26 protein-coding genes are annotated in these 20,404 nt (G+C 65.9%); 12 read left to right on the top strand and 14 right to left on the bottom strand.

Annotation, left to right across the window (positions count from 1 at the left end):
* Positions 1-2: 2 nt before the first annotated feature.
* The gene (locus CG716_RS15480) at positions 3-1,076 is read right to left on the bottom strand and encodes a S1C family serine protease (RefSeq protein ID WP_094481093.1); all 1,074 of its coding nucleotides are present in this window, start codon (positions 1,074-1,076) and stop codon (positions 3-5) included.
* A 186-nt stretch (positions 1,077-1,262) separates the two neighbouring features.
* Here CG716_RS15480 and CG716_RS15475 point away from each other — a divergent pair, with 186 nt between their 5' ends.
* From CG716_RS15475 to CG716_RS15450, 6 genes are all read left to right on the top strand, one after another.
* Positions 1,263-1,514, top strand: a complete 252-nt coding sequence (locus CG716_RS15475) for a hypothetical protein (protein ID WP_094481091.1) — start codon at positions 1,263-1,265, stop codon at positions 1,512-1,514.
* 171 nt (positions 1,515-1,685) lie between these two features.
* On the top strand, positions 1,686-2,540 hold the full coding sequence (locus CG716_RS15470; protein WP_094481089.1) for a cyclopropane mycolic acid synthase family methyltransferase: 855 nt from the start codon (positions 1,686-1,688) through the stop codon (positions 2,538-2,540).
* Positions 2,541-2,830: 290 nt separating this feature from the next.
* The gene (locus CG716_RS15465; protein ID WP_133066951.1) at positions 2,831-3,400 is read left to right on the top strand and encodes a lipoprotein LppJ family protein; all 570 of its coding nucleotides are present in this window, start codon (positions 2,831-2,833) and stop codon (positions 3,398-3,400) included.
* A gap of 86 nt (positions 3,401-3,486) precedes the next feature.
* Positions 3,487-3,828, top strand: a complete 342-nt coding sequence (gene fdxA / locus CG716_RS15460; protein ID WP_094481085.1) for a ferredoxin — start codon at positions 3,487-3,489, stop codon at positions 3,826-3,828.
* 242 nt (positions 3,829-4,070) lie between these two features.
* Complete coding sequence (locus CG716_RS15455; RefSeq protein WP_133066950.1) at positions 4,071-5,231, top strand: DUF7159 family protein; 1,161 nt, start codon at positions 4,071-4,073, stop codon at positions 5,229-5,231.
* A gap of 97 nt (positions 5,232-5,328) precedes the next feature.
* On the top strand, positions 5,329-6,084 hold the full coding sequence (locus tag CG716_RS15450; protein WP_094481081.1) for a L,D-transpeptidase: 756 nt from the start codon (positions 5,329-5,331) through the stop codon (positions 6,082-6,084).
* On the opposite strand, the gene CG716_RS15445 is transcribed toward CG716_RS15450, so the two are convergent.
* The 5 genes from CG716_RS15445 to CG716_RS15425 all read right to left on the bottom strand — a co-directional run bounded on the left by CG716_RS15445 (position 6,074) and on the right by CG716_RS15425 (position 10,274).
* The gene (locus tag CG716_RS15445) at positions 6,074-6,763 is read right to left on the bottom strand and encodes a sterol desaturase family protein (RefSeq protein ID WP_094481079.1); all 690 of its coding nucleotides are present in this window, start codon (positions 6,761-6,763) and stop codon (positions 6,074-6,076) included. The genes CG716_RS15450 and CG716_RS15445 overlap by 11 nt on opposite strands.
* On the bottom strand, positions 6,760-7,482 hold the full coding sequence (locus CG716_RS15440) for a FadR/GntR family transcriptional regulator (protein ID WP_094481077.1): 723 nt from the start codon (positions 7,480-7,482) through the stop codon (positions 6,760-6,762). The genes CG716_RS15445 and CG716_RS15440 overlap by 4 nt, the downstream gene beginning before the upstream one ends.
* 86 nt (positions 7,483-7,568) lie before the next feature.
* Positions 7,569-8,114 carry a YceI family protein gene (locus tag CG716_RS15435; protein ID WP_094481075.1) on the bottom strand — a complete coding sequence of 182 codons (546 nt, stop codon included), beginning with the start codon at positions 8,112-8,114 and terminating at the stop codon, positions 7,569-7,571.
* A gap of 22 nt (positions 8,115-8,136) precedes the next feature.
* Positions 8,137-9,384 (bottom strand): cytochrome P450, encoded by a 1,248-nt coding sequence (locus tag CG716_RS15430; protein WP_094481073.1) that lies wholly within the window; start codon positions 9,382-9,384, stop codon positions 8,137-8,139.
* Between the two features lie 107 nt (positions 9,385-9,491).
* A complete protein-coding gene (locus CG716_RS15425) occupies positions 9,492-10,274 on the bottom strand; it encodes an MmyB family transcriptional regulator (protein ID WP_094481071.1) in 783 nt (260 codons plus the stop codon).
* A gap of 75 nt (positions 10,275-10,349) precedes the next feature.
* Between CG716_RS15425 and CG716_RS15420 the strand changes: the two genes are divergently transcribed.
* Positions 10,350-10,640: a hypothetical protein gene (locus tag CG716_RS15420; protein WP_094481273.1), complete on the top strand. Its 291-nt coding sequence runs from the start codon at positions 10,350-10,352 to the stop codon at positions 10,638-10,640.
* Here the strand turns inward: CG716_RS15420 and CG716_RS15415 are convergent.
* Positions 10,637-10,825 (bottom strand): ferredoxin, encoded by a 189-nt coding sequence (locus CG716_RS15415; protein WP_094481069.1) that lies wholly within the window; start codon positions 10,823-10,825, stop codon positions 10,637-10,639. The genes CG716_RS15420 and CG716_RS15415 overlap by 4 nt on opposite strands.
* Positions 10,822-12,072, bottom strand: coding sequence for a cytochrome P450 (locus tag CG716_RS15410; RefSeq protein ID WP_094481271.1), 1,251 nt, complete (start codon positions 12,070-12,072; stop codon positions 10,822-10,824). The genes CG716_RS15415 and CG716_RS15410 overlap by 4 nt, the downstream gene beginning before the upstream one ends.
* Before the next feature lie 141 nt (positions 12,073-12,213).
* Between CG716_RS15410 and CG716_RS15405 the strand changes: the two genes are divergently transcribed.
* Positions 12,214-12,798 carry a TetR/AcrR family transcriptional regulator gene (locus CG716_RS15405; protein WP_094481067.1) on the top strand — a complete coding sequence of 195 codons (585 nt, stop codon included), beginning with the start codon at positions 12,214-12,216 and terminating at the stop codon, positions 12,796-12,798.
* A gap of 54 nt (positions 12,799-12,852) precedes the next feature.
* Positions 12,853-13,563: an SDR family NAD(P)-dependent oxidoreductase gene (locus CG716_RS15400; protein ID WP_094481065.1), complete on the top strand. Its 711-nt coding sequence runs from the start codon at positions 12,853-12,855 to the stop codon at positions 13,561-13,563.
* Between the two features lie 7 nt (positions 13,564-13,570).
* On the opposite strand, the gene CG716_RS15395 is transcribed toward CG716_RS15400, so the two are convergent.
* From CG716_RS15395 to CG716_RS15385, 3 genes are all read right to left on the bottom strand, one after another.
* Positions 13,571-14,266: a hypothetical protein gene (locus CG716_RS15395; RefSeq protein WP_094481063.1), complete on the bottom strand. Its 696-nt coding sequence runs from the start codon at positions 14,264-14,266 to the stop codon at positions 13,571-13,573.
* 100 nt (positions 14,267-14,366) lie between these two features.
* Complete coding sequence (locus tag CG716_RS15390; RefSeq protein WP_094481061.1) at positions 14,367-15,182, bottom strand: ANTAR domain-containing protein; 816 nt, start codon at positions 15,180-15,182, stop codon at positions 14,367-14,369.
* 8 nt (positions 15,183-15,190) lie between these two features.
* On the bottom strand, positions 15,191-15,502 hold the full coding sequence (locus CG716_RS15385) for an STAS domain-containing protein (protein WP_094481059.1): 312 nt from the start codon (positions 15,500-15,502) through the stop codon (positions 15,191-15,193).
* Between the two features lie 370 nt (positions 15,503-15,872).
* Between CG716_RS15385 and CG716_RS15380 the strand changes: the two genes are divergently transcribed.
* Complete coding sequence (locus tag CG716_RS15380; RefSeq protein WP_094481057.1) at positions 15,873-16,316, top strand: hypothetical protein; 444 nt, start codon at positions 15,873-15,875, stop codon at positions 16,314-16,316.
* 53 nt (positions 16,317-16,369) lie between these two features.
* Here CG716_RS15380 and CG716_RS15375 read toward each other — a convergent pair whose 3' ends face one another.
* Entirely contained in the window at positions 16,370-17,503 is a 1,134-nt protein-coding gene (locus tag CG716_RS15375) for a nitronate monooxygenase (protein WP_094481055.1), read from the bottom strand.
* 203 nt (positions 17,504-17,706) lie between these two features.
* Between CG716_RS15375 and CG716_RS15370 the strand changes: the two genes are divergently transcribed.
* Entirely contained in the window at positions 17,707-18,006 is a 300-nt protein-coding gene (locus CG716_RS15370) for a hypothetical protein (protein WP_234817863.1), read from the top strand.
* On the opposite strand, the gene CG716_RS15365 is transcribed toward CG716_RS15370, so the two are convergent.
* Together CG716_RS15365 and CG716_RS15360 are read right to left on the bottom strand one after the other, a co-directional pair.
* Positions 18,003-18,347: an aminopeptidase gene (locus CG716_RS15365; protein WP_094481053.1), complete on the bottom strand. Its 345-nt coding sequence runs from the start codon at positions 18,345-18,347 to the stop codon at positions 18,003-18,005. The genes CG716_RS15370 and CG716_RS15365 overlap by 4 nt on opposite strands.
* A gap of 119 nt (positions 18,348-18,466) precedes the next feature.
* Positions 18,467-19,543, bottom strand: coding sequence for an NAD(P)H-dependent amine dehydrogenase family protein (locus tag CG716_RS15360; RefSeq protein WP_094481051.1), 1,077 nt, complete (start codon positions 19,541-19,543; stop codon positions 18,467-18,469).
* Positions 19,544-19,650: 107 nt separating this feature from the next.
* Here CG716_RS15360 and CG716_RS15355 point away from each other — a divergent pair, with 107 nt between their 5' ends.
* A complete protein-coding gene (locus tag CG716_RS15355; protein WP_094481049.1) occupies positions 19,651-20,394 on the top strand; it encodes a glucose 1-dehydrogenase in 744 nt (247 codons plus the stop codon).
* Positions 20,395-20,404: the final 10 nt, after the last annotated feature.

Below are 20,404 nucleotides of genomic sequence, written 5' to 3'. Positions count from 1 at the left end.
GCTCAGCCGACCGGTCCGGCACCGAGCACCACGCTCGCGTTCTGTGGAGTGCCCTCCCGGTCGATCCAATTCAGCACAATGGTGTCACCGGGGCGGTGGGCGTCCATGACGTTGGACAGATCGGTGGCGGTGTTGATAGTGACACCGTCGACCCCGACGATGACGTCGCCGCTTGCGATGCCGATTCCGCCGGCTGGAGCGCCCGGAAGCACTTGGCGCACAACAGCTCCCGTGTTGCCACCGTCTTTCGCATCGGCAATGCCGACGCCGATGAAGGCGGTGTCACCCATGTGCACACCCGCGCCGCCACCGGATCGGATTGCGTTCGCCACGCCGAGCGCACGGTCGATCGGAATGGCGAAGCCCTCGCCGCCGCGCACATTGCCCATCCGGTAGGTGAGAGTGGCCGCCACATTCACGCCGATCACCTGACCGGCGGCGTTGACCAGTGGGCCGCCCGAGTCGCCGGGCCGCACATCGGCGGCCACCCGAATGAGGTCGGTGAGTTCGCGGGAACCGCCGCCGGACTCGTCAGAGGCCCGCACTGATGCACCCACCTGCGTGATGTTGCCCGGCGAGAAACTCGGTGCCCCGCCGGCCCCGCCGGCGTTGCCGATCGCCGCGATCTCGTCGCCCACGGCGATCGACGAGGAGGTGCCCAGCGCCGCGACCGGCAGATCGCTGGCGCCGCGCAACCGGACCAGGGCGATGTCGTTGGTGCGGTCATAGCCGATCACGTCGACGGGATAGGTACGTCCGTTGGCCAGGCTGGTGGCGGTGATGCTGGTCGCGCCCTCGATGACGTGGTTGTTGGTCAGCACCTCGCCGCCTGCGTCGAGCACGATGCCGGTGCCGGCGCCGACCGCGCTCTGATAGTTGAGCGTCGTGTTGATATCGACCAACCCCGGAGTGACCTGCCCCAGCACCGCGGACCGATCCAGCGGAGCCAAAGGCAGCGGCCCGGCGGCCGCCGGGGTGGCATGTGCGGGCCCGGCCAGCAGGCCCGGCACCAGCAACAGGGCCGCCAGCAGGGTCAAAAGCCGGCGGCCGTGGCGAAGCGGGAGCTTTGCGTCCATAGCTCAACTTTGCCTGAAAAGCGGTGAGGACGGTGCTCGGACGCTGTTTTGGCCACTCGTGTCGTTGCTCAGCGAAATGTCACTGTTTGGTGGGTCACACAACTGGGCAGTCCCTTGCACAGTGCGGCAAACCCTCGCCGACCACACCGTCACCATCGCCCTAACGGACGAGAAGGGAGCGCCCTCGTGAGCACTCCGGAACGCCCCGAAAGGCACTCTGAACAGGGATCACAGCAGCAAGGCCACACCGAGAAGCCGGAGCCGGACGAGAGTGCGCGGGCCAAGGCCAAAGAGATGATGAAGGCGTACGAGGACCGGCCCACCGCCGTTTTGCCCGGTTCCCACAACACCGTCACCGGCACCGCCGTCAACGACTGGCTCGACGACGACGGCCAGCCGATCTATGGCAAGGAGAAGGGTGCCGGAAATTCGTCCTGAGGTGACACTCAGCTGCCTCACAGTTTGCTCAAGTGGGGACTTATCAACCGGTCACGTACGCTACCGGGGTTACAGAACTCGGAGAGAGTGGTCGGTCTTGCGGGGGTGGGCCGTTGTGCGAATGCAAGAACAGGACTCAAATTGCTTAATTCAACGGCGAGGGCAGTAGCTATGGAACCGCACTTCGACGACGTGCAGCACCATTACGACCTGTCCGACGACTTCTATCGTCTCTTTCTCGACAGGACGCAGACCTATAGCTGCGCCTATTTCGAGCGCGAGGATATGACGCTCGAGGAAGCACAGATCGCCAAGATCGACCTATCGCTGGGCAAGTTGGGCCTGCAGCCCGGTATGACGCTGCTCGACGTTGGCTGCGGCTGGGGTGCGACGATGATGCGGGCCTTGGAGAAATACGACGTCAACGTCGTCGGGCTGACCCTGAGCAAGAATCAGGCGCTGCACGTCCAGCAACTCTTCGACGAATCGGACAGCCCGCGATCCAAGCGGGTACTGCTGGAGGGCTGGGAGCAGTTCGACGAACCGGTCGACCGGATCGTATCCATCGGCGCGTTCGAACACTTCGGATACGACCGTTACGACCCCTTCTTCACAATGGCTTACGAGGCGCTGCCCGCCGACGGAGTGATGTTGCTGCACACCATCGTCAAGCCGAGTGACGAAGAATTCGTCGCGCGCGAAATGCCAATCACAATGCGGCATCTGAAGTTTTTCAAGTTCATCATGGACGAGATCTTCCCCGGCGGTCGGCTGCCTAAGGTCACGGTCGTCGAAGAGCACGCCACCCAGGCCGGCTTCACCGTCAACCGGGTCCATCCGCTGCGGCTGCACTACGCGCGCACCCTGGACCAATGGGCCACCGCGCTAGAAGCCAATGAAGAAGAGGCCGTGGCCTTGCAGTCGCGCGAAGTCTACGACCGCTACATGCGGTACCTGACGGGCTGCGCTGAACTGTTCCGCGACGGCTACACCGACATCTGTCAGTTCACCCTGGCCAAGAGCTGACGGTCGCCGCCAGCCCTCGGCCTCACCGCCTGTGGGTGAACGGGCACACCTCCGACGCATCCCCCGGCGTGCGCCGCGTCATGATGTCGTGTTCGACGCTATGGGCTGCGCGCCGGTCGCGTCACGAGTCCAAGGCCCACATCTCGTAGGGTCTTTGGTCCTTCGCCGGTTGCTAACATGTGCGCGTCGTCGGCATCGGTGAGGAGACGCAATGGTGACGATCGGTGCCGCGACGCCGGGCGTGCACTTCTTCGACCAGCACCCCGACAACTGAACGCCGTTGTGATGTGATGCCTGCCGCGACCGGCCTCCGCTCCAGACCCGCAGTGCTGCTGATCGCGGCCGCACTGCTCGTCAGCCTGATACTTGGCTTGAGTTTTATTGCGCTGCACCAGTTTCGGGATCTTCGGGGAGCAGCCGTCGATCCGGTCGCGCAACCGTTGACCGACGAGCAGGCCCGGCTCCAGGTGCTGGCTCCGGCCCGGGAGATCGCCGGCGCCGGCAAGCTCACCGGTGTCACCGCCAACTATCTGCTGATGTCGTGCAAGAACGCCGACGAGCCGCCGTACCAAGGCGCGATCTACCTCAACTTCAACGTGCCCGCGGTGCTGGACACCCCGAAGTACTTCAGCTCGATCGCGGCGGCGATGACGGCGAACGGGTGGACGGAGGCGATGCCACCGAGCCGCCATCCCGGCGGCCGCACCTTCACCCGCAGCGGGGTGACCGTCATCTACTTCCGCAACACCGACGCCGGCGACCGGGGCACGATGCAGATCTACGGCGAATGCCGCGACACCGCCGACCACCGAAGCGACACCACCGGATGGGTCGACGTGACGGCCGCATTGCCCCGCTGAGTCCCTGCGGATCGGGACTTTGGTCCCCGGCGCCGCGGGCCTTCTGCCCGTGTCTGCGACGACTGGTCACACATAAGCTGTCGGTCATGACCTACGTGATCAGCAGTGCGTGTGTCGATATCAAACACAAGGCCTGCATGAAGGAATGCCCGGTCGACTGCATCTACGAGGGCGACCGGACCATGTACATCAATCCCACTGAGTGTGTGGAGTGCGGGGCCTGCAAAATCCTGTGCGAGGTCGACGCCATCTACTTCGAAGCAGATCTGCCCGACGGCGAAAAGAAGTTCCTCGCCGACAACGCGGCCTTCTTCAATGAGATCCTGCCAGGCCGGGCCGCCCCGATCGGGAATCCGGGCGGCGCCTACGAGCTCGGCCCGGTCGGCATAGACACCCCGATGGTCGCCACGCTGCCGCACCGGGGCTGACCACCAGACCTCCGCGCCGGGAGGAAGGTGTTCACCGTTATCACTTCGTCTCCATAGCGGGACCCCACGGTGCTCATTCGCCGGTATAGGCGACTGCGGGTAGGCTCCACGGAGATCGAAGACGACCACGCTGTCCCGGTTCGCTTCCGGCGCGTCCAGCGCGAAGTAACGCACCAGGCGTTTGTGCCTCGGTACGTGCTGCGTGACGCCGGCGAAGTCAGGACCGGAGAGGAGTGCTTCAGTTGGACACCGTCCTGGGGCTGTCGATGACGCCGACCACTGTCGGACTCGTCCTAGTCGAAGGTGATGGAATCGACGGCGCCACGAAGGGCCACGACGCATTCGAGGTACGCCGGGGCGGGTTCAGCCCCGTGACGACTTCGGAGTTCGTCGCCGAGGCGTTGTCGCGCACACAAGCCATTGCGGGTGGTCAGCGCCTGCAGTCCATCGGCGTGACCTGGAGCGACGACGCGTCGGTCGAGGCCTCGCTGCTGCTGGACTCGCTGGCCGACAGCGGATTCGACAACGTGATCCCCATCAGGCTGCCGGAAGCCACCGAAGCGTTCGCGCGCGGGATAGGGCAGGTGATCGGATCCGACGTCACCGCGGTATGTGTGGTGGAGCCCGAGGCCGTCGTCACCCTGATCGTCGACGCGCACGAAGGTGCGGTGCAAACCGCCATCAGTCACGAGCTGCAGACCGACCACGATCTGATCGGCTGGCTGTCCGACCTACTGGGCAATAGCGAATGGCAGCCCGACGGGCTGGTGTTGCTGGGTTCGGGCGACGGCCTCGAGTCGATCGCTCGCCGCCTCGAGCAGGTCGCGGGCATCCCGGTCTTCGCCCCGGCCGAGGCGGAGCTGGCCTTGGCCCGGGGTGCGGCCCTGGCCTCAGTGAACGGCATCGGCGCATTCGACGATCCACTGTTCGCCCTTCCCGCGCTGCCGGTCGCGGCGCGGCGCGAATCGAAGGCACTGCGCAGCGCCACAGTGCTACTGGCCGGCGGTGTGGTGGCGTTCGTGGCCTCGGCATCGGTGGCAGTGGGCCTGGAACTGCTGCCGGATCGCGGTTCCCAGGTTCAGCACCGCGACGTCGTGAACACCGCCGAAACGCCCGCGCTGCGACCAGAGACCGCGCCTGAGGCACCGGCACCTCAGGAGCTCACGGCTCCCGAAGGAGCGCAGACCTCGACAGCCCCGCAGCCGGAAGCCAAGCCGACCTTTGACTACGTTCCGGTGGTGGCGATGACGATGAATGTGCCGCCGCCACCCGCGGCCCCGCCTGCCGACGTGCCAATCGCCCCCGCCGACGCGCCGCAGCTTCCTGCCGTCACCGACCCGCCCGCCGTGCAGCCAAAGGAGTCGCTGCGCGAGCGCATCTGGGAGCGGTTGCACGGCGGATAACCCGCACTTGCGGCATGTCACCGCATGTTTGGCGAGCGCATCGGCGGCGACCATTTAGACTGGCGCTTTGCTGATCGCCCACGCTAGGACGGGATCCATGGCCAGAGCAGTTCGACGAGCATTTGCCGCCGCGGGGATCGCGATGCTGGCGATGGCAGCTTCGGTGCATACCAGTATGGCCTCCGTCGCCCCCTCGATCGACGGGGCGACAGTCGCTTCTGTGCAGCCCACCAACGGTCAGGTCGTCGGGGTGGCCCAGCCGATCACCGTGATGTTCACCAAGCCGATCGTGGATCGCTGGCAGGCCCAGCAGTCGATCAGCGTCGTATCACCGGCGAACGTCGCGGGGCGCTTCGAGTGGCTGGACGACAAGACGGTCCAGTTCGTCCCGGCCCAGTACTGGCCGGCGCACTCCGAGATCACCATGATGGCCGGCGGCATTCCGCGGACGTTCGACACCGGCTCCATTGTGCTTGGCGTGGCCAATATCTCGGCTCACACCTTCACCGTCAGCATCGACGGACAGGTGGTCCGTCAGATGCCGGCATCGATGGGCAAGCCCAAGCACCCGACTCCGGTGGGCAGTTTCAACGTCCTGGAGAAGCAGGCCTCGGTGGTGATGGACTCCCGGACCATCGGCATCCCGCTCAGTGATCCCGAGGGCTACAAGCTCACGGTGGCCGACGCCGTCCGCATCACCTGGGGCGGGGTGTATGTGCACTCCGCGCCCTGGTCGGTGGGTTCGCAGGGCAACGCGAATGTCAGCCACGGCTGCATCAATTTGAGCCCGGACAACGCCGCCTGGTACTTCGATCAGGTGCACGTCGGCGACCCGGTCGTCGTCAACGCCTAACTGCACCAGCACTTTTCGTATCGCCCATGGCGTGCAGGTTTTTCGCGGTCGGGGAGGCCGGCATGGTTGCCGGGTCCGGGTAGGTGCGCATCACTCGATCGGCGGTGCCCGGGGTGGTCACCCCGAACCAGTAGTGCTCGTTCTTGAAGTGATGCAACCGGTGGTCGCGCCAGATCACCCGGTAGACAACGGTTTTCGGCTTGTAATCGGTGTGCACCAGGTAGTGGCACCATTCGTAGGCCACGCCACACGTCAGCATCACCACCAGGAACGTCAACCCCATGCCCGTGCGGGGGAACAGCACCAGTGCGATCGCCACCGCTGCCACCACGGCACCGATCGCGGACTGCAGCGGGATGAACACCAGGTCCACGTCGCGTGGGGCGATGTGATGCTCGCGGTGCTTTCGAGCGAGCAGTGGGTCCAGGGTGACCCGGCCTAGCCGGCGCGGGCGCCAATGCAGCACGAAGACGTGAATAGTCCACTCCAGGAACGGAAACGCCGCCGCGATGGCGAAGGGCACCACGGCGTCACCGATCTGCCAGTCACCGATCATGATCCTGGCGACGACGGCTGCGGTTAGCGCTATGACGAACAGCCACGGGCTGGGATGCCGCCAGAACTCCCGGGCCGCATCGGCGAGCGTGAGTCCGCGGCGGGCGTTCGTCGATGCGCTCATTGCTGTCCCTCCAGCGCGGCCAATGCCGCAACCAGCGCGGTGGTCGCGGGCTCCAGGAGCTCGCGGGCGGCGGCGGACGCCGCTGCGGGTTTGCCGGCCACGATCGCACGGGCCAGCGTGCGGTATGCCTTCGGCTGCCCGACTTCGGCGGCCATCAGCGTGGCCAGCGCGGACAGCGCCGGCTCGTAGGCTGCCCGTAAGGTGTTGAACATCAACCGGAATGCGATGGAGTCGGCGCCGTCGACCACGTGATCCCAAAACGTCAGAGCGTGCCGCTGCTGCTCGACGGGATCTTCCGCGACGACCAGCGCGGCGATCGATTCCTCCAGCAGATCTCCCAGCCCCGCAGAATGACGCGCAGCGGCCAGCTCTGCCACCTTAGGCCCGTTGTGCAGGCGGGCCTCGAGGATGCTGCGGGCCACCGAGACGTCGAGTTGGCCGTTGCGCAGCAGCAATTGGGGGAGCAGATCGAGTCCGGCGTGGCGGCGGAAGTCGCGCACGGTGGTTGAGTCACCGTGGCGCACCTCGACCAGTCCGACGGCCGCGACCCGCTTGAGCGCCTCGCGGACCGCAGGGCGGGAAACGCCGAGCACCTCGGCGAGCCGACGCTCGCTGGGCAGCGGCTCACCGGGCTGCATCTCACCACTGAGCACATCGGCGAGGATCTGCTCGAAGACGTCTTCAGGTACGGAACGCCGGTTCACCGGCTGCAGCGCCATGTCCCCACCATGCCCACGCAGAGGGCAGAGGTCAAGTGGTCAGACCAATTCCGTGGGCACCCGGCCGGCAATCGACCGCACAGCGGCTACTTCGGGTAGCGCGCCGTGAACCGAATGTTCACTTCGTCGGCCACCTTCAGCGATCCCACGAACAAGGAATACGGCTTGATCCCGAACTGCGTCTGGCGCACCGGCGCTGAAGCGGTCAGCACCCACACGCCGCCGGTATCTTCGACCGCCAGGTCGACCGTCTGTGGCCGCGACGTGCCGTGGATGTTGACAGTGCCATCCAGCCGGTAGCCGCCGATGGCCTTGGTGATGTCGGTGGCAGTGAACGTGATCTGCGGGAACTTCTTGACTTCCAACGCTTTCAAGGCGTTGGACCGCACCACACCCTTCTCCGGCCCGGTCAGGGGCGTGACGCCACCCTCACCCTTGACCACCTGCAGCGAGTCGACGTCGACCACCAGCTCCGCCGCGGTGGGCTGCTTGCCACGCCACTGCACGTCGGCGCGCCACGATGCCATGGCAATGGTAAGCCGGTGGCCCATCATGGCGGCCGGACCCGCCACCCCGGTGAGTATCTGCAGTTCGCCTTCGGAGGCAGTCAGTGTCCAGCCGGTATCCGTCACACCTCGACTGTATCGACGGCTCCTACGCGCCGGCGCTGGCTCCGGTGTAGTCGACCTGCCAGTGCTTGATGCCATTGAGCCAGCCCGACCGCAACCGCTCCGGTTTGGCCAGCGCGGTCAGATCCGGCATGTGGTCGGCGATCGCGTTGAACATGAGATCGATCGTCATCCTGGCCAGGTTGGCGCCGAGGCAGTAGTGAGCACCGGTACCGCCGAAGCCGACATGCGGATTGGGGTCGCGAAAGATGTTGAAGCTGAACGGATCCTCGAAGACCTCTTCGTCGAAGTTTGCCGATCGGTAGGACATCACCACCCGCTGGCCCTTCTTGATCGTGACCCCACTGAGCTCGGTGTCTTCCAGGGCGGTGCGCTGGAATGACGTGACGGGGGTGGCCCACCGGACGATCTCGTCGACCGCGGTCTTCGGGCGCTGCGCTTTGTACAGCTCCCACTGGTCCGGGAAATCGGTGAAGGCCGTCATGCCGTGGGTGATCGAGTTGCGGGTGGTCTCGTTGCCGGCGACCGCCAACAAAATGACGAAGAAGCCGAACTCGTCGTCGGAGAGCTTGTGCCCGTCGACATCGGCCTGCACCAGCTTGGTCACCAGATCGTCGCCGGGGTTGGCAGTCCGGTCGGCGGCCATCTGCATGCCGTACATGATCAGCTCGCCGGCGGCGCCCTGTGGGTCGTTGCGGGCGAACTCGGGGTCCGCTTCGCCGACCATCTGATTGGACCAGTCGAAGAGCTTCTTGCGCTCGTCCTGCGGGACCCCCATGAGGTCGGCGATCGCCTGCAGGGGCAGCTCGCAGGAGACCTGTTCGACGAAGTCGCCGGAACCCTCCGCGGCGGCGGCCTTGGCAATCGCCTGGGCTCGCTCGGCCAGATCCGCGCGCAACGTCTCGATAGCCCGCGGGGTGAACGCCCGCGAGACGATCTGGCGCAAATGGGTGTGCCGCGGCGCGTCCATGTTCAGCAGGATGAACTGGCCGGTGTCCTTGTGTGACACAGCCGCATTGTCCGGGTAGCGGGGCAGGGCGGTGTTCTCCAGGCTGGAGAAGACGTCGCTGCGCCGCGAGATCTCCTTGACGTCCCTGTGCTTGCTGACGACCCAGTACCCGTCGTCGTCGAAGCCGCCGACATTTCTCGGTTGCTCGTTCCACCAGATCGGCTCGGTACGACGCAGCTCGGCGAGTTCCTCGACGGGCAGCCGCTCGTTGTTCAGATCCGGATCGGTGAAGTCGAAACCAGGGGGCAGGTTAGGGCTGGGCATGTACAGCGCACCTCCATATGACGTCATCTAGTGCCCGGTGATCCATGCCTACACCACGCACGGAGGCCTTGCTACCGGCTTCGGGAAACTCGCAACTGAAACGTGTTCTACACCGGCGCCAGCGGGAGCCTCAACGCCTCGGCGGTAGATTCGTCGGCGGGTAGGAATGCCTCGATACTCAGCTCCGCAGCAGTCAGGTCAAGGGCCGTCCCGAACGTTGTCACCATCGAGATGAAGCTCAGCAGTACCCCGTCGAGCCGGTAGAGCTCCAGCGGCACCGCGACGCCGCCGAGATCCCTCGCACCGTCCTCGCCACCGGGATAGGACTCGAGCTCGGCCAGCAGTTCGGCCGAACCGCTCGCCCCCGCCTCTCGCCGCAGCCGGCTCAGCAGATGGTGTCGCCATTGCCCGAGGTTGCGGATCCGCGGCGCCAGGCCGTCGGGGTGCAGCGCAATCCGCAGCGCGTTGGGCGACTCGAGCAGGTACTGCGCGACCCCGTCGAGCATCGTCGCAGTGCCCGGGTTCGCCTGCACCACATCCCAGTTGCGGTTCACCGCCAGACACGGGTACGGATCGTAGGCGGCCAGCACCCGGTCGATGCCGGCGCGCACCGCCGCCATCCCGGGATCCTCGACGGCGCGTTCGGCATAGGCCGGCGCCAATCCGGCAGCGAGCAGCAAGTGATTCTGCTCGCGGGGCGGCACCGTCAGGGCATCAGCCAACCGCAGCACCATGGCACGGCTCGGCGTCGACCGCCCGCTCTCGACGAAGCTGACGTGCCGGGCCGACACGTCGGCTGCCAACGCCAGATCGAGCTGGCTGAGCCGACGGCGGCGCCGCCAGTCTCGCAGTAGGTCACCGAACGTCGCGCCACTCACCTGAGCCAGCATCGCCCAAGTCGATACGCGATGCCATTACCCGGGAGGTAATTGCTTCGCCTACCTCTGTCGAGGACCGTGGACATCATGACGAACAGCGATCCATCCCCGGTCCCGAGCTGGCTTCGTTTCGTGCTGAAATCCGACCGCGCCGGCTCGGCGTGGTTCGTCGGCACCGGCTTCTTCCTGGCGCCACTGCTGGCGGTCGTGACGCCCTGGCCCGCGCTGACCGTTGCTATCTGGGTGGTCATCGGACTGGCCGGGCTGTGGCTCGGATTGCTCGGGGTGGCGATGGCCACCGGACTGGCGATGGTCATGCGCTCGAATGTCGAGATACCGGAGGACTTTTGGCGCTCGATCGTGAACTACCCGAGCTAGTCGAGAATCACCGCGTTCTCCGGGCAGGACTCGGCAGCCTCGCGGGCGCGGTCGGCAAGCTCTTCGGGCACCTCGTCGAGGATGGCCTCGGCGTAGCCGTCGTCGGTCATCGCGAAGACCTCCGAACAGATTGTCGTGCACACGCCGTGGCCACGGCAGCGTCCGTCATCGATGCTGGCTTTCATGACAGGTCGAACTCCAGGTGCAATTCGGTGAGCCCACGCAGGATGTAAGTGGGCACGTAGGTGTACCGGCGGGCATCGGCCGGCCCGTGATGCTCCTCGCTGATCCGGATATCGGTGGTGCGATCGAGCAGCCGCTCCAGCGCGACGCGTGCCTCGGCACGAGCCAGCGGGGCGCCGGGGCAGGTGTGGATGCCACGGCCGAATGCGATGTGCTGCCGGGCATTCGAGCGCGCCGGGTCGAACGTGTTCGGATCGGTGAAGCGGCGCGGGTCACGGTTGGCCGCGGCCTGGACCAGCATCAGTGTCGAGCCCGACGGCACATCCACCCCGCCGAGGGTCACCGGCACCTTCGATAACCGGAAGTCACCCTTGACCGGGCTCTCGAAGCGCAGCGCCTCCTCGATGAAGTTGGAGACTTTCGAGCGGTCTTCGCGCAGCGCCTGCTGGATATCGGGGCGATCGCCGAGGATCTGCAGGGCCGCACTGAGCAGCCGCACCGTGGTTTCCTGACCGGCGGAATACAGGTTGGCCGCGACGCGGGCCACGTCGCCGGGGTCGGGTACCGAGCCGTCCGGGAACGTGGCAGCGGCCATCTCCGAAAGCACGTCACCGCGGGGGTTGGCCCGGCGGTCTTCGATGTAAGCGATGAACTTGTCGTAGAGGTATTCCAGCGGAGACTTGGCCAGGGCTTCGCCCTTGACGCTGCCGATGCCGCCGCCGTGGTGCGCGCCGCGCTGCATCTCGGCGAGGAACTCGTCGCGATCGGTGTCGGGCACACCCAGCAGGTCGGCGATGATCACCAGCGTGAACGGCTGGGCGAAGCCCGAGATCAGCTCGCCACCCCCACCGACCAGGAAGTCGTCGAGGACGCGGTCCACCATCGTCCACATCCCGTCCTCGTTCTCTTTGAGGCGCTTGGGCGTGATGAGCCGCATGAGCAGCGCGCGGTGATCGGTGTGCACGGGCGGATCCAGCGCCGGCAGCTGATCGTTGAACGGCAGTTCATCGCGGTGTGCGGCAATGAGTTCGGCGACGTCGTCGCGGCCTTCGACGGGCACCGGGAAACCGGGGAAGGGACCCGTCACCGCGATGCAGGACGAGAACCGGTCGGCATCACCGGCGACCTCGGTGGCCTCTTCCCAGCCAGTGACCATCCACACGCCCTTGTGGGGCTCCCGCGACACGGGGCAGCGGGCCTGTAGCGCCTCGAGATAGGGGTAGGGATCAGCGACCACATCGCGATCCATGAAGAAGTTCACGCTATCCACATCAGTCACTGGGGAGTCCCTTCACGACGTTCACGCAGCCATACGATCGGCAAGGAGGATGCTAGTCGATCGTATGGTAGATTGCTAGCCGATCGTAAAGCCGGGTGAAGGGAGCCGACGATGAGCGCAGTCGCTGTGGCCACCACCTCACCCGCCCCGGACACCAGGCAGCGGCTTATCGACGCCGCCATCACCCTGTTCATCCGGCACAGCTTCGCCGGGACGTCGCTGCAGATGATCGCCGACGAGCTCGGTTTCACCAAAGCCGCTATCTACCACCACTTTCGGACCCGCGAACAACTGCTGACCGCGGTCTTGGAGCCGATCATCGACCGGTTGACCGCGGTGGTCGACGATGCGGAGCGGCAGCGCGGCGTGCACGCCCGCGCCGACCGGATGCTCAACGGCTACGCCAGGCTGGCGGTAGAGAGCCCCATGCTGATCTCGGTCCTGGCCTCCGACCCGAGCGTGCACACCGTGCTGAAGTCGAACCGCGAATGGACGCAGATGATCTCGCGTCAGATGACGCTGCTCGCCGATGTCCACCCCGGGCCGGGCGGGTTCATCCGGGCGCAGTTCGTGTTCGCCGGGATCGCCGGATCGGCCGATCCTAAACGCAACGCCGACGACGACTGGCTGCATCGTGAACTCGTCGACGCCGGCCGGCGCGCACTGGGATTGCGCACACCGCGACGAACGTCTTAATTCCACAACATTTTTCGTCCATCAGGCGGTTCGGCCGCGGGAAAGGGGAAGTTTGTGTCCACCACGAAGACGGCGTTGGTGACCGGTGGCGGTTCGGGAATCGGCTTGGCGGTGGCCAATCGGCTGCGCGCCGACGGCTACCACGTCGCCACGATCGACCTCAACGCCTCAGAGACCGACTTCTCCTACATCGCCGATGTCACCGACCGCGCCCAGATCGATGCCGCGCTCGCCGAGATCCATGCCGCCCTGGGACCCGTCACCATCCTGGTCAACGCCGCCGGCCGGGACTCCTTTCGCCGATTCACCGACATCAGCTTCGAAGACTGGAAGAAGATCGTCGACATCAACCTGCACGGCGTCTTCCACACCATCCAGGCCGTCCTGCCCGACATGATCGAGGCCGGCTGGGGCCGCATCGTCAACATCTCCTCATCGAGCACCCACTCCGGGGTCCCCTACATGTCGGCCTACGTCGCCGCCAAATCCGGCGTCAACGGCCTGACCAAAAGCCTTGCCCTGGAATACGGCCCCGCCGGCATCACCGTCAACGCCGTCCCACCCGGCTTCATCGACACCCCGATGCTGCGCAAAGCCGAAACCCGCGGCAACCTAGGCGATATCAACGCCACCATCAACGCCACACCGGTGCGCCGCATCGGCCGACCCGAAGACATCGCCGCGGCCTGCGCCTTCTTCATCTCCGAAGAAGCCGGCTACATCACCGGCCAAATCCTCGGCGTCAACGGCGGCCGCAACACGTAAACCGCTGTTAGCCGCCGGATCTCGTCGTCGTCGGGGTCACCGACGTCGTCACGGTCACGGTGGTGGTGCTCACCGTCGGTGTCGCGCTAGCGGACGTGGTCGCGCTCGACGAGGTGCTGCCCTGAGAGAAGCTCGCCTCCTTGAACTCGATCCACGAGTCCTTGTAGATCACCTCGCTACCCGAGGAGACCAGGATCTGGGTGGGCGAAACCGCATAGGTGACACCGTCGTTCGACGCGATCAGCGTGCCGTCAGAGGTGCGGGTGATTGGCAGGTGCAGGGGAGCGTTGTCGGACAGGCGCACGCCGCGGTACTCGAGCCCGCCGTCGGCGTTCACACAGATCACCACCAGTGACTTGGCGGTGCGGCCGTAGGCCATCAACGTCTGGTTCTCGTCGCAGCGGGCCCCGGTGTTGACGTAGCCCTTCGAGTCGGCCTGGAATGAGGTCGGCGCACCCGATGTCGTGGTGGTCGCGGTCGCGGTCGCCGATGTCGTGGCGGTCGCAGACGTCGCAGTGGAGGCGGTCGTCGACGTGGTGGGTGCCGCCTGCGCGACGGGCAGCGTGTCCGACGAGCCGGATGTCACGGTCACCCCGACCACCAGCCCGACCGCCGCGACTACCCCGCCGATCCCCAGCCAGGGCAACAATCGCGACGACGAACGGGGTGCGTCATCCCGCGGGAGCGGGTCGTGAGCGGACATGGCATAAGCGAACCATCTCAGCCCGCGATTGCCGCGCTGGTGCAGCGGCGTTTCCCCGAACAATCACCTTCAGATCCGCGTCACCGCGCCGGGCGAGGTGTCAGCTGGCCGGTTCGATCGGTGTCGAGTCGTGAGTCAGCACTGCCCACAGCAGGCCTGCGGCGTGCCGAGCCTGATCGGTGGGCACGATGGGGGAGCCCAGCGCCGGCTGTTCGGCCGGTGACCCACTGATGTGTTCGACCAGCGCCACCGCCAGGGATCGCAGCTTCACGTTGGATTCGTGGCTCGCTCGCCGCAGCGTCGCCCACGCGGTGTCGGCATCACACGCCAGGCGCCCCATGATCGCGCCCTTGGCCTGTTCGATAGCGCCCCGCGACTGCAGTACCGCCAGCATGTCGGCGATCGCGGTGCCATCCTCGGCACCTGCCGACACCATCGCCGCGCCGACCAGCTGTTCGTATCCGATCAGTGTGGTCACTGTGCCGGCACTCGCCGGCCGGTCGAGCACACATGACAACACCACAGTGCCGTCGGCCTTCCATACGCCGGGCACCGCGACCGAGCCGCGGACCTCCCGCCAGGCCGGGCCGTGCTCAGGTATCCGAGCTTCCATGGCCGGCAAGGTCAGCTCCGGCCAGCGCTCATCGGCCCACAGTTCCAGGCTCAACACCGGCACCTGATGGACGAACGCGTCGATCACCGGACCACCGAGGCCGGCCAGCTGCGCCTCGACGACTTCGCCGCCATACCCCCGGGCGGCCAGCACCGTCATCTCGTCCTCGTCGAGCTGTCGGTCGTGGACGGAGATCGCCAGTCCGACGGCATCCGGCAAATCCAGGTGGACACGTTCGAGGATCCGCTCGAACAACTCGCCCTGCTGGGTCAGGTCGCGCGGGTGGAACTCGGGCACGGGCATGGCGCGGCTTACTCCTCGGTGATGACGGTGGCTACCCGGTCCAGACCCGAGATTGCCAGCAATGTCCTGATCGGCCCTTCCGAGGCCACGATCATCGTGAGTGCGGTGGTGGCCGCCAGGGCGAACAGGGCGCGAACCGCCGCGCTGTCGCAGTAGGTGACCGCAGCCAAGTCGACGGTCAGCGCGGCGGACTCGGCCGACGCCTTGGCCATGATGTCCTGGAATTCGCCGACATTGGCCAGATCGATCTCGCCGGAAGCGACGACGCGGGCCGACTCCAGATCAGCGACAACCGCCACCCGGAACTGGGCCTCTGCCATCAGCGCAACTCCTCGAGCATCTCGACAGTGGTTCCGGTTACCGGCAATCTGGTCAGCATCACTTTATGCCCGAGCTGGTTTGCCGGTGGCGTCATTCTCGTCTCGACTACCCGAATGGCACTACATGGCCCACCCACAGAACGTCTCCCGTCGTCCTTCTTCACCCCCGACGACGCAATCGGGGCAGCTTAGCAAGCTTCGATGCGGGTGGTCTGCTTGGCAAAGGCCAAATCTGCACGCACGTCACAAACTCGCCGTGTCGTAACGCGCCTTTCCGGTTTCGCCCAAGACACACCCGCATCAGCCGTTAGGCTCAGCGCAGGCCGGCGGGGGCACAGGGCCTGGCGGTTGAGACCTAGAGGGTGGATAGATGCTCCGCGAATTCGTCATCGCAGCAGCCGTCGCCGGCACCGCGCTGTCAGCAGCGCCGGTCGCGGCCGCCGATGAGCCCCATGGGCCGTTCCCCGGCGATCCGCCGGGCATGAGTTACGACGCCTACCTCAACGCACCGTGCTATCGGTGGGACCGGTTCGTCTTCGGCCGCGGACCCGGCGGGGAGCCGTTGGCCTGCCACTGGATTCCCGGGCAGTCGCCGATCGGGATGGACCGCCCACCGGAGGACGTCGGCTTCTGGGTTCTGTCGCCCAAGATCTACGGCGTCCAGGCAGTCGGTGCGCCGTGCCCGGGATCGCAGGCCGCGGCCCAGTCGCCCGACGGCCTGCCGATGCTGTGCCTGGGCGCCCAGGGCTGGCAGCCGGGGTCCATGCATTCCGGTGACTGGGGCAATGGAAACGACTTCTACCCAGCCAGCTAGAAAATGAAATGTGCCGCCAGGGCGAAAACCCTGACGGCACATTCACATCTGTTCTAGACGCCCGCTGCCTCGTTGATCTCCTCGAGTCGACCGGTGGCTTCCAGGTACTCATTCACCCAGCGCTCGATCACCGTCGAGGTTTTCTCCACCTTGGTGAACTGACCCACGACCTGACCGACGGGGTTGAACGCGACGTCGACGGTCTCGTTCGGATATTTGTTGGTCGCCGATACCGCGAGCCCGGAAACCATGTACTGCAACGGCATTCCGAGCGGCTTCGGGTTGTCCGGGTTCTCCCAGGCCTCGGTCCAATCGTTGCGCAGCATTCGCGCCGGCTTGCCGGTGAAGGAGCGGCTGCGGACGGTGTCGCGGCTGCCGGCCTTGATGTAGGCCGCCTGCTGGACGGGGGTGTTGTGGGCCTCCTCGACCATCAACCACTGCGAGCCGGTCCAGGCGCCCTGCGCGCCGAGGGCGAGCGCGGCAGCGATCTGCTGACCACTGCCGATACCGCCGGCTGCCAGGACCGGCACCGGGGCAACTTCCTTGACCACCTGCGGCCACAGCACGATCGAGCCGACCTCGCCGCTATGGCCGCCGGCCTCACCGCCCTGGGCGATGATGATGTCGACGCCGGCGGCGGCGTGCTTTTTCGCTTGTGACGGCGATCCACAGAGCGCGGCGACCTTGCGGCCCTCGGCGTGGATGTGCTCGATCATGTCCTTCGGCGGAGTGCCCAGCGCATTGGCGATCATGGTCATCTTGGGGTGCTTGAGCGCGACCTCGACCTGCGGGGTGGCGGTGGCCTCGGTCCAGCCGAGCAACTGGAGGGTGCTCTCGTTATCCTCCGCCGTCAGCGGAACGCCGTGGTCGGTCAAGATCTTGCGGGCGAAGTCGAGATGCTCCTGGGGCACCATGTCGACGAGCGTTTTGGCCAGCTCGTCGGCGGACAGCCCGGAGTCCATGCCCTCGTATTTGTTGGGGATCACGATGTCGACGCCGTAGTGATGGTCGCCGATGTTCTCATCGATCCACTTCAGCTCGATCTCGAGCTGTTCTGGTGTGAAGCCCACCGCACCGAGGACACCGAAGCCGCCGGCCTTGCTGACGGCGACGACGACGTCACGACAATGGGTGAACGCGAAGATAGGGAACTCGATACCGAGCTCGTCGCAGAGGGCAGTGTGCATGGACCGGCTCCTTTAAGCGGGGGCGTAAGCAGACTGGAACGTGTTCTAGTTTAGTACGTCGGTGACTCGGCAGTTCCAGGTATCCGCTATCAGCGGGGGAACTACTGGCTATCGGTGCAGTCCGCCCTCGATGCCCGCTGCGAGGAGTACCGTTTGTGGTGGCTGTTACCAGCCAGGCATGGATCAAAGATGGAGGGTCCGCCATGGTTACTCCGAGGCTTCGAATCCGACGAGGACGCGTAGCGCTGACCGTCGTAGTCGCGCTGACTCTCACACTGCTACCCGTCAGCGCGCCGTCGGCCACCGCCGAGACAGGCTGCACCAATGGCGTCGTCCCGCTGAACCCCTACGTGGTGAACTGCAACCTGCCGTCGCGAGGCAGTCAGGTGATCGGGGCGGCACCCGACGCCGGGGCGATCATCGCCTGCCGGCACAGCCCGATCTGCCTCTCGTACTACGTGAACTACCCGGGCTCGCTAGTCGTCCCGGGGTACCGGCCCTAGGCCTTCGAGCCGACCCCGCTGCGTCCGCCGACCACGAGGGAACCGCCGGCCACGAGCAGGCCGACCACAGCCAGCGGGATGGACCAGGCTCGCCGTGAGGACACCGACGACTGGCACTGGGCCACGAAGTCGGGGTGCTGGATGATCTGGTTGAGGATCGGCACATTGGCGATGCCCTTGCTGTTGGCTTCGCGCGCCGAGGCGAGGTCTTCAGAGATCGCGTTACCGCAGCCAATGCTGCCGCCGTTGCCGTCCGGCGTGGATACCGGCACCAAGAGTGCGATCACTCCGGCGACCAGAAGTACCGCACCCAGCAGAAGGACCAAGCGCCGAACAGCCATGTCCGTGTCTCCTTTACGCATCCGTCGAACAGTGCAGCGGGACTACCCAGGCACCGAGACGGCCAAACGCGGGCACGTGCGTCGGCTGAGCATCACTGTGGCGTGACATTCGGCGGAAATCACGGCTTGGTGAACAGCTCCACTTCCGACACCAGCGGCAGGTTCAGCGTGGTGCGGATGCCCGGCGGGGCTGCGATCACCGCGGGGATGGCGTTGACGATGCGGCCCGCGCCCGCCGCGATGGCGGCGTAGTTGTGGTCGCCCTTCTTGCTCGTCGGGCAGATGTCGACGACGTAGGACGGCTCGCCTGTGATCTCCACCCGGTAGGAGCCGCCGGCCTGGGCCGGTTGCGCCCAGTCCGGGCGCAGATCCTCGCGCAGCCTGGTGACGTGCTCGACGACGATCGCGGCGTGGTCGCCGACCATGCCCTTGATCTCGAAGCGCACCGCGGCCACGCCGCCCTTGGGGATGTGGCCGGCAGCGACGTCGAAAGCCTCTGGGGCAGGCTCACGTTCGTAGCTCTCGGCGATCGAGTCCAGTTCGATGTTCAACCCGGCGGCCAGCTGGCGGATGCCGCAGCCCCAGGCGATACCGAGGACACCGGGCAGGAACAGCATCGGCACCTCGTCGAGCGGCTTTCCGAACCCCATGACGTCGAACATCACGGTGGCACCGTCATAAGTGGCGTAGTCGGCAATCTCCATACAGCGCACCTGCTGGATGTTCTGACAGGTGCTGGCGAACGCCAGCGGGATCAGGTCGGTGACGAAACCCGGGTCGACGCCATTGATGTAGATGCTCGAATTGCCAAGGCGTCCAGCTTCTTCCAGCGGCTCGATGTACTTGTCCGGCATCGACTGCCACGGGAACTGCAACACCACCGGAGCCGACCCGACGACATTGATGCCGGCGGCCAGGATCTTGCGGACGTCTTCCATGGCCTCGGGCATCCGGGTGTCGCCCATCGCGCAATAGACGGCGCATTCGGGTTCGGTCGCCAGCACGGCGTCGAGGTCCTTGGTGGCGAGAATCCCGGTCTTCACGTCGAGGCCGGCCAGCTCGCCCGCGTCCTTGCCCACCTTGTCGTCAGCGGATACGCACAACGCGGTGAGCTCGAACGCCGGGTTCTCGATCAGCTCGGATAGCGCTATCCGGCCGACGTTTCCGGTGCCGATGTGGGCAACGCGGATGGCCATGAGTTCTCCTGACGCTCGGGTCTTCGGTGGGATCAGTATGCGCATTCGGCGCCGAAACTGGAACAGGTTCTACCTCGCGGGGCGCGCTACCGGTAGCCTGACGCCTCATGGGACGCGTAGACGACAAAGTGGCCATCATCACCGGCGGCGCTCAGGGGATGGGAGCCGCTGACGCGCGGATGCTCGTCGCCGAGGGCGCCAAGGTTGTGATCGGGGACATCCTCGACGACAAGGGCAAAGAACTGGCCGACGAGCTGGGCGACGCCGCCCGCTACGTGCACCTCGACGTGACAGAAGCCGATCAGTGGGAGGCCGCCGTCGAGACCGCGATTTCCGAGTTCGGCAAGGTCAACGTGTTGGTGAACAACGCGGGCATCGTCCAGGTGGCGCCGCTGAAGTCACTGGACGTGGAGCGCTGGAAGAAGGTCCTCGACGTCAACCTGACCGGTGCGCTGCTGGGCATCAAGGCCGTCCTGGCACCGATGAAAGAGGCCGGCGGTGGCTCGATCATCAACGTCTCGTCCATCGAGGGCATGCGCGGCGCCTCCTGGGTGCACGCCTATGTCGCATCCAAGTGGGGTCTGCGCGGGCTGACGAAATCGGCCGCGCTGGAGCTGGCGTCGGACAACATCCGGGTCAACTCGGTGCACCCCGGCTTCATCCGCACGCCGATGACCAAACACCTGCCCGAGGACATGGTCAGCGCCCCGCTGGGCCGTCCCGGCAAGCCGGAGGAAGTGGCCACCTTCATCGTCTTCCTGGCCAGCGACGAGTCGTCGTTCTCCACCGGTTCGGAGTTTGTGGTCGACGGCGGCCTGATCACGGATGTCCCGCACCGCGCAATGCCGTAGTGGGGGACGG

The organism is Mycolicibacterium sphagni, assembly GCF_002250655.1.
GTDB classification, from domain to species: domain Bacteria; phylum Actinomycetota; class Actinomycetes; order Mycobacteriales; family Mycobacteriaceae; genus Mycobacterium; species Mycobacterium sphagni.
Note: the sequence above shows the minus strand (reverse complement) of the source record. Positions and strands in the feature narration are given on the sequence as shown.

Excerpts from the sequence above, each read along its gene's own strand:
- CG716_RS15415 (WP_094481069.1), bottom strand. The coding sequence starts at position 10,825 with ATGAAAGCCAGCATCGATGACGGACGCTGCCGTGGCCACGGCGTGTGC.
- CG716_RS15440 (WP_094481077.1), bottom strand. The coding sequence starts at position 7,482 with ATGGCGCTGCAGCCGGTGAACCGGCGTTCCGTACCTGAAGACGTCTTC.
- CG716_RS15425 (WP_094481071.1), bottom strand. The coding sequence starts at position 10,274 with ATGCTGGCTCAGGTGAGTGGCGCGACGTTCGGTGACCTACTGCGAGAC.
- CG716_RS15445 (WP_094481079.1), bottom strand. The coding sequence starts at position 6,763 with ATGAGCGCATCGACGAACGCCCGCCGCGGACTCACGCTCGCCGATGCG.
- CG716_RS15405 (WP_094481067.1), top strand. The coding sequence starts at position 12,214 with ATGAGCGCAGTCGCTGTGGCCACCACCTCACCCGCCCCGGACACCAGG.
- CG716_RS15480 (WP_094481093.1), bottom strand. The coding sequence starts at position 1,076 with ATGGACGCAAAGCTCCCGCTTCGCCACGGCCGCCGGCTTTTGACCCTG.
- CG716_RS15450 (WP_094481081.1), top strand. The coding sequence starts at position 5,329 with ATGGCCAGAGCAGTTCGACGAGCATTTGCCGCCGCGGGGATCGCGATG.
- CG716_RS15465 (WP_133066951.1), top strand. The coding sequence starts at position 2,831 with ATGCCTGCCGCGACCGGCCTCCGCTCCAGACCCGCAGTGCTGCTGATC.
- CG716_RS15365 (WP_094481053.1), bottom strand. The coding sequence starts at position 18,347 with ATGGCTGTTCGGCGCTTGGTCCTTCTGCTGGGTGCGGTACTTCTGGTC.
- CG716_RS15410 (WP_094481271.1), bottom strand. The coding sequence starts at position 12,072 with ATGGATCGCGATGTGGTCGCTGATCCCTACCCCTATCTCGAGGCGCTA.
- CG716_RS15385 (WP_094481059.1), bottom strand. The coding sequence starts at position 15,502 with ATGGCAGAGGCCCAGTTCCGGGTGGCGGTTGTCGCTGATCTGGAGTCG.
- CG716_RS15395 (WP_094481063.1), bottom strand. The coding sequence starts at position 14,266 with ATGTCCGCTCACGACCCGCTCCCGCGGGATGACGCACCCCGTTCGTCG.
- CG716_RS15360 (WP_094481051.1), bottom strand. The coding sequence starts at position 19,543 with ATGGCCATCCGCGTTGCCCACATCGGCACCGGAAACGTCGGCCGGATA.
- CG716_RS15420 (WP_094481273.1), top strand. The coding sequence starts at position 10,350 with ATGACGAACAGCGATCCATCCCCGGTCCCGAGCTGGCTTCGTTTCGTG.
- CG716_RS15355 (WP_094481049.1), top strand. The coding sequence starts at position 19,651 with ATGGGACGCGTAGACGACAAAGTGGCCATCATCACCGGCGGCGCTCAG.
- fdxA (WP_094481085.1), top strand. The coding sequence starts at position 3,487 with ATGACCTACGTGATCAGCAGTGCGTGTGTCGATATCAAACACAAGGCC.
- CG716_RS15390 (WP_094481061.1), bottom strand. The coding sequence starts at position 15,182 with ATGCCCGTGCCCGAGTTCCACCCGCGCGACCTGACCCAGCAGGGCGAG.
- CG716_RS15380 (WP_094481057.1), top strand. The coding sequence starts at position 15,873 with ATGCTCCGCGAATTCGTCATCGCAGCAGCCGTCGCCGGCACCGCGCTG.
- CG716_RS15370 (WP_234817863.1), top strand. The coding sequence starts at position 17,707 with ATGGTTACTCCGAGGCTTCGAATCCGACGAGGACGCGTAGCGCTGACC.
- CG716_RS15470 (WP_094481089.1), top strand. The coding sequence starts at position 1,686 with ATGGAACCGCACTTCGACGACGTGCAGCACCATTACGACCTGTCCGAC.
- CG716_RS15430 (WP_094481073.1), bottom strand. The coding sequence starts at position 9,384 with ATGCCCAGCCCTAACCTGCCCCCTGGTTTCGACTTCACCGATCCGGAT.
- CG716_RS15375 (WP_094481055.1), bottom strand. The coding sequence starts at position 17,503 with ATGCACACTGCCCTCTGCGACGAGCTCGGTATCGAGTTCCCTATCTTC.